Here is a 13,576-nt window from a genome sequence, read left to right as displayed (position 1 = left end):
GGCGGCCCCGACCGCGACGGCCCTGTTCTCCGGGCCGTCCGAACCGACCGCGGCAGGGCGCCGGGAGACGTCAGAGTGTGTCGATCAGGGGCACGTCGAGAAGCGATTCGAGCTCGCCGAACGTCGTCCCGTGCACGGAGAGGACCTCGACCCCGTCCCGGGAGATCCCGAAGGTCGCCAGGTCCGTGTAGACGCGGTTCACGCACGCGAGCCCCGTGAGGGGGTATGTGCAGGCCGGTACCAGCTTGGGCGCGCCTTGCTTCGTCAGGAGCGTCATCATGACGAACACCTCCTTGGCTCCGGTCGCCAGATCCATGGCGCCGCCGACAGCGGGGATGGCATTGGGGGCGCCGGTGTGCCAGTTGGCCAGGTCGCCCCGGGCCGAGACCTGGAACGCACCGAGAACGCAGATGTCGATGTGGCCTCCCCGCATCATGGCGAAGGAGTCCGCATGGTGGAAATAGGCTGCTCCCGCAGGTTCGACGACGGGAACCTTGCCCGCGTTGATGAGATCGGGGTCGATCTCGTCTCCGACCGCGGCCCGGCCCATGTTCAGCATGCCGTTCTCGGTGTGCAGGATGACACCGGCGTCGGCGCGGAGGTGGTCGGCGACGAGCGTCGGTTGTCCGATGCCGAGGTTGGCGTACGAGCCGGCGGGGATGTCGCGCGCGATGGCTGCGGCGATCTGGTCCTTGGTGAGCGGGTGATCCGTACTCAGGGCGTGCGTGGTGGTGTTCACGAATGTCCTCCGACGGCGACGACCCGGTCGACGAAGATCGACGGGGTGATGATCGTTTCGGGGTCGAGTTCGCCGGTCTCGACGATGTGGTGCACCTGGACGATGGTCGTCGAGGCGGCGGTCGCCATCACCGGGCCGAAGTTGCGCGCGGTCTTCCGGTAGACGAGGTTGCCCATCCGGTCTGCGATGTGAGCGCCGATCAGCGCAACGTCTCCGCGGAGCGGGTATTCCAGGACATGGGTTCGGCCATCGAGTTCACGGGTCTCCTTCCCCTCGGCCAGTACGGTGCCGGCACCGGTGGGGCAGTAGAAGGCGCCGATTCCGGCGCCCGCGGCGCGGATCCTCTCGGCGAGGGTTCCCTGGGGAACGACCTCGAGCTCCACCTGGCCGCGGCGGTAGAGATCGTCGAAGACCCACGAGTCGCTCTGCCGGGGGAACGAGCAGACGACCTTGCGGACCCTGCCTTTCGCGAGAAGAGCCGCCAGGCCCGTGTCCCCGTTGCCGGCGTTGTTGGACACGATGGTCAGGTCGCTCGGACCCGCGTCGATGAGCGCCTCGATGAGAGGGACCGGCATCCCGGCCATGCCGAATCCACTCACGAGAATGGTTGCGCCGTCCTCGACGCCTGTGAGCGCTTCCCGGGCGTTTGCGCAGATGGTGGTCATGTGACGTTCTCCAGGATCACGGCCAGACCCTGGCCTACACCGATACAGATCGCGGCGACCCCCCACCGCTGGTTCGTGGTGCGCAGCCGCTTGGCGAGGGTGGCGAGGATACGGCCGCCCGAGGCCCCGAGGGGGTGTCCCAGAGCGATCGCGCCACCGCGGGCGTTCACCAGTTCCGGATCGACGTCCCATGCGTCGATACAAGCGATCGCCTGCACCGCGAACGCCTCGTTGAGTTCGACCGCACCGACATCGCTCCAGCTGATGCCGGCGCGCTCAAGGGCCTTGTTGGCCGCTTCGACGGGAGCGATCCCGAAGTCCTGGGGATCGAGTGCGTGGACCGCGCGGGCCGCGATCCTGGCAACGGGCGCCGTTCCGATGATGTCTGCGGCCTTCTCGCTGCCGAGAACAAGAGCGGAGGCACCGTCGTTGAGTGGGGACGAGTTCCCTGCGGTGATCGTTCCGGTCGGGCGGAACGGGGTACGAAGCCCCGCGAGGCTCTCCAGGGTGGAATCGGGGCGGATGCACTCGTCCCGGTCGAGGGATGCACCTGCTATCGGGGTGACCAGGTCGTCGTAGAAGCCGTCCTCCCACGCCTGGTGGGCGAGTCGGTGCGATCTGACGGCGAAAGCGTCCTGCCGCTCACGGCTGATCGCGAACCTCTGACCGAGAGCTTCGTTCGCCTCACCGAGCGAAACGGTCCATTCCTTCGGCATCCGGTCGTTGATCAGGCGCCATCCGAGGGTCGTGGAGTACGCGGTTGCGTTTCCGGCCGGGAAGGCACGCTCTTGTTTGGGCAGCACCCACGGCGCACGCGTCATCGACTCCACCCCGCCGGCGATGACGACATCCGCGTCGCCGCTCTCGATGGTCCGAGAAGCAGCGATCGCCGCGTCGAGGGACGAGCCGCACAGACGGTTCACGGTTACTGCGGGCACTGAGGTCGGAAGCCCGGCGAGGAGTGCGGCCATGCGGCCGACATTGCGGTTGTCCTCTCCCGCCTGGTTCGCGCATCCCCACACCACGTCTCCGATGGCGAGGGGATCGAGGTCGGGGGTCTTCGCGAGTACGGACGTGAGCGCGGACGCGGCCAGGTCGTCGGGTCGCACCTCGCTGAGGGCGCCTCCGAAGCGACCGAACGGAGTCCGGTTGGCGGCAAAGAGAAAGCTGGAAGTCACACCACCGAGGCTAGGAGAGCACACTCATTACGTCCAAGATTGAATCCGACTTGATTTATAATGCTGAAGCATGGAACTACGCGAGCTTCGCTCCTTCGTCGCCGTCGCAGCCGCTGGTGGGTTCGGGAAGGCGGCAGATCAGCTCCATCTCGCGCAGCCGGCGGTCTCGCAGCAGGTGAAGCGGCTGGAGCGCGAACTCGGCGCTCCTCTGTTCCACCGCACGACGCGCAGCGTGGAGCTCACCCCCGCCGGTGAACGGCTGTTGGAACGGGCCAGATTCATCCTCGCGGAGATCGACCGGGCGGCTGACGAGGTGAGGCGCGTTCAGGCCGGTGACATCGGCAAGGTCTCGGTGGGATTCGTCGGGACGGCCACCTACGACCTGCTGCCGACCCTGTCGCGCCGGGTACGCAGTCAGCTGCCCGGCATCGAACTCGATCTCCGGGGCGAGCGACTGAACCCGGACCTGTCGGACGGTCTCCTCACGTCGGACCTGGACCTCGCCGTCATGCGCGATCCAGGCCCGGAGAGCGGCCTTCATGTGTCGAGGCTGCGGACGGAGCGCCTGGTGGCGGTCCTGCCCGCTGAACACCGACTCGCGGACGTCGGAAGGATGGAGATGGCCGACCTGCGTGACGACGTGTTCGTTCTGCACCCGTCCGGCCGACGCTCGGTCATACACGCGGCGGTCATCGGGGCCTGCCGGTCCGCGGGGTTCGTTCCGTTGGACGTCATCGAGGTGGCCGAGACGGCGACGCTGGTCAACTTTGTCGCAGCAGGGATCGGTGTCGCGGTCGTTCCGCATCCGGTGAAGGCGCTGAATCTCGAAGGCGTCCGATATGTGGAACTGGTCAACGCACCGCAGCTCGACCTGGTGCTGGGGCACCTCGGCGAGCGACGACCGGATTCGGAGGCGGTGGCACGCATCATCGCCTCGCTCGTCTGACTCGTACGTCGTGGGCCATGCGAGCCGAGGGGGCCGGGGTGCCGCGCCGGCCCTGGCCCCGGTGCCAGGGTCGGGTCAGCCCGGTGGTTCAACGGAGTGGCTTCGGCCGGGACGGCTGGTGCAACCGGCTGCGTGGCCCCTGCCCCGGTCCTCGAACGCCACCTGGTGATCAAGGGTTCCAGCGGGGTAGCGCTTCTCCGCCGTGGCCCCGCCGAGCATCCAGGCGGCCCCGCCGCGAAGCTCAGCCACCCGCCGGTGCGGACGAGCGCAGGGCCAACTCACCTCAGAATAAGGCAACTTCAGGTAAAAAATAGTTTCCTCGTGTGCCGCGGGAGCTGACAGAAACCGCCGGGAGGGGCCACGATGCCTCGACATCGAATGGGGGGCCTGATGAGCGCTGCCGAAATGGCCGAAAGCGAAGCCGAGGCAGGGGCGGAGCTGGCGCTGCGCGTATTCACCGGTGACGAACGCTGGGGCTGGGAGTTCGTTCAGCCGCCCGATCCGCCGGCGCACCCCGACGCCCAACACCCTCCGGTGTACAGGGAGCCTTCCGTCGCCGAGGTGCGCGCCATGGAGGAACGGGCCATGAGCGGCCGGAATACCTCCGGCCTCGGCTGCCTGACCGTGATCGCGGGCGTCGCGGCGCTCATGGCCGGCGGAGTGGCGGCCGCGGTGATCGTTGTTCTCGTCATCATCGCCGTGGTGATCTCGACCTCACCGAGCAACAGGCTCGCGGCGGCTCGACGCCGACTGGAGTCCGAGCGGGCCCGGGCGCGGCGCGACCACGAGAACCGGCGGCAGGCGTGGCAGCGCCGGATCGATGCCCACCGCGAGGAGCACCTGCGGCACAACGAGACGCTGGACACCTGGTTCCCGTTGGCCCTCCCCTCCAGGCCCAGCCGCATCGACGTCTTCGGCGGCACCGGCAACGGCTGGGCCAGCCTGCTCGCCACCGTCGGCGGACCGCTCCTCAGCAGCGGCCAGTCCGTGGTGATCCTCGACCTCACCCAGCAGGCGGTGGCCCTGGAACTGGCCGGGCTCGCCGCGCGGCGCGGCGTCGCCGTGGACCACATACCCATGCCGGGTGCCCTGCTCGGGACCGATCTGAGGGAGGAGTTCACCCCCGAGGAACTGGCCGAGGCCCTGGCGGAGGCGCTCGGGTCCATGCGTCCGCCCGGCGTCGACATCGACCTGCACACGATCGACGTGGATGTGGTCCAGACCGTTCTGGAACTGCTCGAAGGGCCCCTGACCTTCGCCCGCCTCGCTGCCGGTCTGTGCGTCCTGCTCCGCATCCACGACGCCGATCAGCACGGACCCGGCGCGCTCAGCGCCTCCGAGATCGAGTCGATCACCCGGGCCATCGACCTCGTGGGCTCCGGCGAACGCGTCCAGAACGAGCTGCGCTACGTGCGGGCCCAGACCGAACGCCTCACCCGGTCGGAGACGGCCGCCGTCCCCGCCACCCGGGCGGGGGACTGGTGGCGGCCGGGCGGCCTGACCGTCGTCACGACCGGGGACGTGGTCCACCGGCGCAAGGACCTGACGGACCGCTTCGTCTTCTTCTGGCTGCTCCACACCCTGCGCAAGCGGAGCGTCGCCCCGGGCGCCGGGACGCTCGTCGTGGCAGGAGCCGACCACCTCGGCCGCGAGGCCCTGGAAGCGATGGCACGCCAGGCACGGACGGCGGGCGTCCGGCTCGTCCTCCTTCTGGAACACCTGCGGGAGGCCGCTGTGCAGGTCGCGGGCGGATCCGACAGCGCGACCGTGTTCATGCGCATGGGCAACGGCGAGGAAGCCAAGGCCGCCGCGCAGTTCATCGGGCAGGAGCACACGTTCCTCGTCAACCAGCTGACCCGGCAGGTCGGCGAAACCCTCACCGAGGGGCGCGGCGACAGCTACAGCGTGCAGCGCGGAGTGTCGGACACGAGCGGCTCCCATCGCGGCGGTGGTTCTTCGGGCGGCAACTGGGGCGGTTCGCGTTCCTTCTCGACCTCGCTCTCCCGCAGCTGGCAGGAATCGACCAACACCTCGACCGCCCGTTCCACCACGACCGGCGAGAACCTGAGCCGCGTCTACGAGTTCACGGTCGAGCCCACCCAGCTGCAGGCCCTGCCGGTGACCGGACTGGTACTCGTCGAGGCGGGCCCGGGCGGCCGTCGCGTCGTGTTCGGCGACTGCAATCCCGGCATCACCTTCCTGCCCCGGCTGTCCTCGCGACCGCGCGCGAGCCTGACGTGAGCGGGGGCCCCGGCCCGGTGCCGCCCCCCGGGCTCGCCGACTACCGCTTCCACCGCCTGCTCACCGTGCCCCGGCGACCGGCGGACCCTCGCGACGAGGACCGTACGGCCGCGCAGCTGGCCGCGGCGGTGACGGCCGCCCACGCCGTACTCACCCACAGCGGCCAAGGGGGCCCGGCGGGGCTCGCCGCGGCGTGGATACGCCCGGGCCGACACCAGCCCCTGCACTTCCTCGCAGGCGGTGCCCCCTTCTTCCCCCCGGCCGGGGAAGAGCCGCACGGGGAGACGGAACGCCCGCTGCGCTACCCGCCCGGCGCCACGGGACGGGACGTCCCGCCCGGCGTGGCCGCCGAGCTGCTCCAGCGGATGCCCTTCTGGCTGCCCTGCGCCGGATTCCACGAAGCGCTGCGGATGGGCGACGACGAGCGTGCCCTGCCGGCTGAGCGGCGCGGCTCGTTCGACGACGCCGTCGCCCACCTGCCGGACGCCTTCGCCTGGCTGGTCCTGGCCGAGCCCGTCCCGTACGAGCGGCTGGAGCGGGAGCGCGCGGCGCTCGCCGTCCAACTGCCCCGGCTGCGCCAGCGGGAGAACTCCGCGGCCGACCGGATGGCGGCGGAACGGGCCGAGGCCCGCTACCGAGAGCTGACCAGGGCGCTCGCCACCGGGGTGTGGAGCGTACGCGTGCTCGTCGGGGCAGAGCGGCCCCAGTCGGCGCTCGCCTCGGCGGCGCTGCTGTGCGGCTCGGGCGACCTGGACGACCTGCCGTACGTGCTCGTACCGGCGCGGCGTCCCCTGCCCCTGGCCGAGGCACTGACCGCGGTCACCCCGCAACCGGCCACCGCCGGGTCCGGACCGCCGGGAACCACTCCCTTCATCGCCCCCGCGGAACTGGTCGCGGCGCTGGCCCGGCCGCCGGAGCGGGAACTGCCCGGTATTCGTACGGTGGCCCCGAACCGCTTCGACGTCACCGCCGACGACACGGGGGAGGATGCGGCCGACGACGGTTTCCTGATCGGCGACATCCTGGACGAGTCGCTGTCCGCCGCGGGCCGGCTCCATGTGTCGCGCTCGACCCTCAACCGACACGCCTTCGTCTGCGGGGCCACCGGGTCGGGCAAGTCCCAGACGGTGCGGAGCCTGCTCACAGCCCTGTCCACGCACGAACGGCCGATCCCCTGGCTGGCGGTCGAGCCGGCGAAGGCCGAGTACGCGCGCATGGCCGGGCGCCTCGCCTCGGCGGGCGGACCGGAGAGCGTGCGAGGGGTCACCGTGATCCGGCCCGGGGACGTGGACGTCCCGCCCGCGTCGCTCAACCCGCTGGAGCCGGAGCCCGGATTCCCCCTGCAGAGCCACGTGGACCTCGTACGGGCCCTGTTCCTGGCGGCGTTCGAGGGGAACGAGCCCTTCCCGCAGGTGCTGGCCCGGGCACTCTCCCAGTGCTACACGGCCGCCGGGTGGGACCTGGTCACCGGCGAGCCGCGACCGGCCCACAAACCGAAGTACCTGCTGACCGAGCCGGACGTGCCCCGAACGGCGGTCTATCCCACCCTCGGCGAACTCCAGGCGACCGCGCGGCAGGTCGTGGAGATGATCGGTTACGGGAAGGAAGTCACCGCGGACGTGCGGGGCTTCGTCGATGTCCGCATGGGCTCACTGCGGGAGGGCACGCCGGGCCGGTTCTTCGAGGGCGGGCATCCTCTGGACATCGCCGGCCTGCTGGCCGGGAACGTGGTCCTCGAACTGGAAACGATCACCAACGACCAGGACAAGGCCTTCCTCATCGGGGCCGTGCTCATTCGGCTCGTCGAACACCTGCGGGTCCACCACAGTGCGGGAGGTGTGCCACTGCGCCACGTGCTGGTGGTGGAGGAGGCGCACCGGCTGCTCAAGAACGTCGAGGACGGCCCCGCGGCAGCGGCCGTCGAACTCTTCGCCTCGCTCCTTGCCGAGATCCGGGCGTACGGCGAAGGCGTCGTCATCGTGGAGCAGATCCCCAGCAAGATCCTGCCCGACGTGATCAAGAACAGCGCGCTGAAGATCATGCACAGGCTTCCGGCAGAGGACGACCGCCGGTCGGTGGGCGCCACAATGAACCTCCAGCAGGAACAGAGCGAGAACGCCGTCGCCCTGCCCCCGGGACGCGCCGCCGTGGCCGCCGACGGCATGGACCGGCCCCTCCTGACGGCGATCCCGCACGGTGAGCACGACGAGAGTGCCAAGGACGCGTCCGGGGAACCCCCACTGCGCGCCAGCCGCAGCCCGCTCTGCGGGACGAACTGCCGGAGTGAACCGTGCACCCTCCGTACGATGAACGACTCCCACCACCGTTCTGTCGAGCCGCTCCACCTGATCTGGGTGGAAGCGACCGCTTCGGCCCAGGCGATGGGCATGGTCGCCCCCGGCCCCGCCGAGGTGGTCCGCGCCGCGCTGCGGGCCCTCCCCGAACGGGACCTGGAGTGCACGCTCGTGTACGCGGTGGAACGCGCCGTCTCCGCGCGCGACGCCCTGATGCGGGACGAGATCGACCCGGCGGACTTCGCGGAACGCCTGTACACCGTCCTGTCCTCCGCGCTGCGCGGAGGGGACCCGCCGGCCGGGGACCGGCGTCGCTACACGTACGCCAACTACCGCTTCCGGGACGTACTGGAAGCCATCCAGCGGGCCCGGAAGGCCGATCCGGACGGGCCCCACGGCTACCCGGACCACGAGACGGCCCAATGGGCGTCCCGCGGCCTGGTCCTGACCGGGACCTCCGGAGCCGACCACCGCCTTCAGGTCCGCGCCCTGCCGGGGTACGGGCCGGAGAAGGCCCATGCCCGGCTCGGCGACGTGGACCGCAGCGGCCTGCGCGACGCGGTGACGGCGCTCACGGGCGGCACGACAGAAGAGCACGTCAGGCGGGCCTTCGCGCTGGCCTGTGCGGAGGGGCCGCGACTGCGCGCGGTGGTGGCGGAGACGGCGGCGCGGACAGCGCAGCAGTGCGCCCGAAGGAAGGAGATCCGCTCATGAGCGAACTCGGCGGCATGTCCGACGCACCACCCCCTCCGCCACCCCCGCCCCCTCCGGTCGACGCGAAGGAACCCGGGGACGGAGACGTACCCGAGGAGACCGACGAGGACTCCGGGACGGCGGACGGCGGCCAGGAGGGGGCGGACGACCGGGCCGACGGCGACGTCCCCGAGCCTGAGGACGGAACGGACGATCAGCTCACGCCTGCCTCCGAGGAAACGTCGGACGACGACATCGGCATGCAGGAGACGAAGGCGGAGCAGCCTGCGAACGAGGACCCGCCGATGGAGCCGGACTCCCCGGAGCAGGAGCAGGAGCAGGAGCAGGAGTCGGAACCGGAACCGGAGCCGGAACCGGAACCGGAGCCGGAACCGGAACGGGAGCCGGAACCGGAGCCGGATGTGATCGAAGACCCACCGGCAGAGCCCGACTCCCCCGAGCCCGAGCCCGAGCCGGAACCCGACCCCGAACCGCAGGCTGAGAAGGATCCTGAGCAGGAACTTGAATCTGAGGGCCAGGCGGCAGCGAAAGGCGGGCCGGACGGCGCCCAGCCGCTCGACCCTGCGGACGGCCCGTCCGCGGCGTCGGACACGGCCGAGCGTCCGGGGCAGGCCGGGGCTGCGGACGAGGCACAGGAGGGTTCGGACCGCGCGTCCGTCGAGCCTGGTCCGCCCGAGCGGCCGGGCATGTCCGAAGAGGAACCGAGGCCCTCCGAACAGGCCGACGCGCAGCAGTCGGAACCCGGTGCCCCGAGCGACGGGACGGTCCCCGCCTCCGTGGCCGAACGCGGTACACCGGACGCGGGAACACCGAGCCCGGATCCGGACACGGCCCCGGACCGGCCGACGCCGGCGGAAGCCGACGACGGACCTGGACGCGAGGGAACAGGCGACCACATGCCCCCGGGCGCCGGAGCCGCCGAGCCCGCCGCAGCCGCCGAACTCGACCAAGTCGGCGAAGCGATGGTCGCGATGGGCGAAAGCATGGCAGAGACCGCCATCGACGTGGCCGAATCCGCTTCAGGCGTCATTGAGGAAGCCGTGAATGACATGGACGCGGCCGCCGACACATCCTTCGACGCCGGCGCCAATGCCGTTCGTACCGGAGCAGTCGGAGACCGGATCCCGGATGGGCGGTCGGATCCCCCACCGTCTCCCAACGAGGCGCAGTGGGAGGAAGGTGACCCTCCGGCGGAGTACGCGGAACGCGGGCGGACGGGGACGGTCGAGGGCCGGCCCGCCAATCCGTGGCTCAACCTCGGAAAGCAGTCGGCGGACGGGGAAACGGTCAGCGCGGGTGCCGGGGTGCCGCCGGACGGCCCGGACGATCCCGCGGGACCGGGTGCTGCCGCGGATGACCCTGGTGATCCCGAGGACCCGGGTGCGGATGACCCCGACGATGGAGGGGAACCCGGTGAGAACCCGTGGCGCCGGTTCTTCCATCCCCGGCCCGCCGACGCCGACACGGCCGACGCCGACACGGCCGACGCCGACACGGCCGACACCCCTTCCGACCCCGGTGCCCCACCGAGGGACGACAGTGACAGGAAGGACGAGGACCGGCCCGACAGTCACGCAAGAGAACTCAAGAAGGAGCTCAAGCTCGAACCCGATGCCGAGCGCATGCGCGAAGCCGACATGGCCAGAGCCGTTGAGGCCCAACAGGCGTACGAGGCCCCGCAGGAGGCTCAAGGCCAGGAGGCTCAAGACCGGCAGCGGCAGGACCAGGAGAGGCAGAGTCAGGAGCGCGACGAGCGGCGGGAACCGCGCGTGCGAGGTGCCGAAGCAGCGTCTGCGTTGAAGAGTGCCGCACTGGGACTTTCGAGTGTCCGCGACGTGGGTCGGGCCGCTGTGAACCACGTAGGGAATGTGCCCGACATGACCCCCGCGACCACACAAGCCCTGCGAAAGAGCTTGGAACAACGCCAAGGGCTGGGCCTCCGGAAGGACCTGGGTCCGAGTTAGGGGAGGGGCACACATGAACGGCGGAGGCGTGCGGTTCGGGACGACGGTGATGCGGGTGGTACAGGTGCGCGCGTGGGAAAAGGAGATGTGCCCATGAGCGAACTCGGCGGCAGGTCCGACGCGCCTCCGTCTCCGCCACCTCCGGTCGATGCGGAGACGCCCTGGGACGGAGACGTGCCGGAGGAGGGCGAGGAGAACACGCGTGTGCAGGACGTCAGCCAGATGGGGGCGGCAGCCGAGGAGCACGACAACGACGGTGACGTCCCGGCTGAAGCAGGCGAGCGGTCCAGGTCTGCCCCCGAGGAGCTGACGGACGGCGACCTCGACATGCATGACGCGCATGACGCGCATGACGCGCAGGTGGAACAGCCCGCGGACGCCTCGGTGTCGGAGGGCCGTGCCTCCCTGGGCTCCCCCGAGCCGTCCGGCCAGGTGTTGATCCAGGACCGGCTGACGGCACTGGACTCCCCGAGCCCGGCTCCAGAACCGAGCCCGGCCCCGGAGCGGAACCCGGCCCCAGAGCCCTTGCCGGACAGCATTCAGCCGGTCGCCCCGGTGGAGGGCCCGTCCCAGGGGCCGCACGCGACGGAGCGCCCGGAACAGGTCGGGGCGGCGAACGAGGCGGAGGTCGGAGCGGCGGACGAGGCGGGGGACGGTTCGGGCCACGCGTCCGCCGAGTCTGCTCGGCCCGAGCAGCCGGGCGGGCCCAAAGCGAAGCCAAGCCCCCTCGAACAGGCCGACCTTCCGGATACAGCTACGGCCGACCCGGACAGAGCGACGAGCACGGACACGGATCCATACCGTCCGGCGTTGGCGGAAACCGACGGCGGATCCGAGGCCGGGAGAACGGGCGACCAGGCGCTTCCGACCGACGAATCCGGCGAGGTCGAGGCCGCCTCGGACGGGGGCGAGCAAGCCGCGGACGTCATGGGCGAGGGTGCCCACGGCGCATCCTTCGACTCCCGTGCCGATCCCCTCGACCAGGACCTCGCCGAAGGCCACGGCCCGACGACAGACGCTCCGCCCGCAAAGCCCGAACCATCCGAACGGGACGGTCAGGCCGATGCTGCGCCCGGCGACGGGGATACGAAGGATCTCGTCGGGGAGCAGGCGGAATCGGCGGAACAAGCGGAAGCCGTGGAACAGGCGGAAGCTGCGGAACGGGCGAATGCGGCGGAACGGGCGGAACGGGCGGAAGCGCGCACCGCCGAAGGCACCGAAGACGCGTCGCCGGAGGCCGAAACCGCTGACGCGCGTTACAGCGGATCCGACTTCGAGGGGGCGAACGACACAACGGAAGACGTCAAGCACGACCAAGAAGCCGAAAGCGCCGCCGTACCGGAATCGGTCGGCCGAGACGGCCTCGCCGTTGGGCAAGGAGACGCGAAACCTGAGAACGATCCCGGACGTCCACCTCTGAGCATCCGAGACAGAGCACGTCAGGCGATCGGAGCCATGAGGAACTGGGCGAACGACACGTATCTCGGACGCCGGTTGGCAGGAAGGCTCATGGAGCCCTGGTCAAGCAATCGCGACTTGTATCGGAGCCAGAAAGGAGCACACCCCGAACCAAATGCAACAGTCGACGACCTGCGTGACCTGGTACGCGGAAACCCCACAATCGGATACAAGGATGTCAACGCGAAGATCAGGTCGGACGTCGACCTGATCAATTCCGTTTTTGCTCCTCGTGACGGTCAGTACATCGCGACACACGTTGACCGGCCGGGCGTGATAGGGCAAGGAAACCATAGGGCCGCGGAGCTGCTGAGACGAGCCGATGATCCGGATAACAAATCCATTGAATTGACCACGCCGATATTCATCCACCGGGTCGGGGAGTGAGGCCCGAACGTCCTTGACGGCTCCGAGCGCCTCCGCAGATGTTGCCGTCACCTGCGGAGACACCGGCTTCCACAGTGGGCTCCACGGCCGCCCGGTCAGCATGAGCTGCGGTCGGGGCAGCGCGTGTGCCACGGTGTACACATGAAGTGGAACGGTGACGAGTACCAGGCCCGGTTCGACCGCATCGCCGCCGAAGGCGAAGACGTTCACGGCGAAGCCGCGCTGGTCCGCTCCTTCGAGCCTGCCACCGTCCTCGACGCGGGCTGCGGCACTGGCCGGGTGGCCATTGAGTTGGCCCGCCACGGGATCGCCGTGGTCGGCGTGGACATCGACGAGTCGATGATCGCCACCGCCCGGCGCCTGGCGCCGGAGATCCGCTGGCACCAGCACGACCTGGTCGGCCTCGACCTGGGGACGTCGTTCGATGTCGTGGTGATGGCGGGCAACGTCCCGCTGTTCACTCCGCCGGGAACGGAACCGGCCCTGGTGGCCGGCGTGGCGGGCCACGTGCGTCCGTCCGGCCGCCTTGTTGCGGGGTTCTCCCTGGACCGCGGATACACGCTGGACGACTACGACGCTCACTGTCGTGCGGCGGGGCTCATCCTTGAAGCCAGATACGCGACTTGGTCCCGCGACCCTTACACCGGCGGGGAGTATGCCGTTTCCGTGCACCGCAAGCCCTGACCGTCCGCGTCCGGAACTCGCCCCTCGCGCCGCGGACGCGTCGTCCCGGAACCAGGGGTCGATGGGTGCGCACTCCGCGCCGCCCCAGGGAGTCGAGGCGGCCTGGCACTGGACAGCGCGAACGGGCGCACCAACGTGCCGGTGCCGGCCTGCACCCCTGAGGAGTACCAGGGGCCCGCGCCCCAACGGGTACTGGATGGCGGAGGACCGACTGGACGTGCTGGACCGGCGCGCGGCAGCACGTCCGCTTCCGGACGCGCCCGCGCTTGGCGGCGCCCCCACGCCGAACCGTTCCTGTCGGCCCTG

Annotated in this window: 9 protein-coding genes; 6 read left to right on the top strand and 3 right to left on the bottom strand. The window is 70.3% G+C overall.

The features are described 5' to 3' along the window. Positions 1 to 70 precede the first annotated feature (70 nt). From ACIHCL_RS17335 to ACIHCL_RS17325, 3 genes are read right to left on the bottom strand one after another with little or no spacing between them, the layout of a single operon-like run. Entirely contained in the window at positions 71 to 739 is a 669-nt protein-coding gene (locus ACIHCL_RS17335) for a 3-oxoacid CoA-transferase subunit B (protein ID WP_399862520.1), read from the bottom strand. Next, positions 736 to 1,404, bottom strand: coding sequence for a 3-oxoacid CoA-transferase subunit A (locus ACIHCL_RS17330; RefSeq protein WP_399862518.1), 669 nt, complete (start codon positions 1,402 to 1,404; stop codon positions 736 to 738). The genes ACIHCL_RS17335 and ACIHCL_RS17330 overlap by 4 nt, the downstream gene beginning before the upstream one ends. Then, complete coding sequence (locus ACIHCL_RS17325) at positions 1,401 to 2,582, bottom strand: thiolase family protein (protein ID WP_399862516.1); 1,182 nt, start codon at positions 2,580 to 2,582, stop codon at positions 1,401 to 1,403. The genes ACIHCL_RS17330 and ACIHCL_RS17325 overlap by 4 nt, the downstream gene beginning before the upstream one ends. A gap of 70 nt (positions 2,583 to 2,652) precedes the next feature. Between ACIHCL_RS17325 and ACIHCL_RS17320 the strand changes: the two genes are divergently transcribed. The 6 genes from ACIHCL_RS17320 to ACIHCL_RS17295 all read left to right on the top strand — a co-directional run bounded on the left by ACIHCL_RS17320 (position 2,653) and on the right by ACIHCL_RS17295 (position 13,270). Then, a complete protein-coding gene (locus ACIHCL_RS17320; protein WP_399862514.1) occupies positions 2,653 to 3,528 on the top strand; it encodes a LysR substrate-binding domain-containing protein in 876 nt (291 codons plus the stop codon). A 390-nt stretch (positions 3,529 to 3,918) separates the two neighbouring features. Continuing rightward, the gene (locus ACIHCL_RS17315; RefSeq protein ID WP_399862512.1) at positions 3,919 to 5,769 is read left to right on the top strand and encodes a hypothetical protein; all 1,851 of its coding nucleotides are present in this window, start codon (positions 3,919 to 3,921) and stop codon (positions 5,767 to 5,769) included. Then, the gene (locus ACIHCL_RS17310) at positions 5,766 to 8,777 is read left to right on the top strand and encodes an ATP-binding protein (protein WP_399862510.1); all 3,012 of its coding nucleotides are present in this window, start codon (positions 5,766 to 5,768) and stop codon (positions 8,775 to 8,777) included. The genes ACIHCL_RS17315 and ACIHCL_RS17310 overlap by 4 nt, the downstream gene beginning before the upstream one ends. Further along, a complete protein-coding gene (locus ACIHCL_RS17305; RefSeq protein ID WP_399862508.1) occupies positions 8,774 to 10,741 on the top strand; it encodes a hypothetical protein in 1,968 nt (655 codons plus the stop codon). The genes ACIHCL_RS17310 and ACIHCL_RS17305 overlap by 4 nt, the downstream gene beginning before the upstream one ends. A gap of 93 nt (positions 10,742 to 10,834) precedes the next feature. Next, a complete protein-coding gene (locus ACIHCL_RS17300) occupies positions 10,835 to 12,586 on the top strand; it encodes a hypothetical protein (RefSeq protein WP_399862506.1) in 1,752 nt (583 codons plus the stop codon). A 141-nt stretch (positions 12,587 to 12,727) separates the two neighbouring features. Then, the gene (locus ACIHCL_RS17295; protein WP_399862504.1) at positions 12,728 to 13,270 is read left to right on the top strand and encodes a class I SAM-dependent DNA methyltransferase; all 543 of its coding nucleotides are present in this window, start codon (positions 12,728 to 12,730) and stop codon (positions 13,268 to 13,270) included. Positions 13,271 to 13,576: the final 306 nt, after the last annotated feature.

The sequence above is a fragment of the Streptomyces sp. NPDC052042 genome (assembly GCF_044548345.1).
GTDB lineage: Bacteria > Actinomycetota > Actinomycetes > Streptomycetales > Streptomycetaceae > Streptomyces.
The sequence above is the reverse complement of the archived record's forward strand: the minus strand, read 5'-3'. Positions and strand labels throughout refer to the sequence as shown.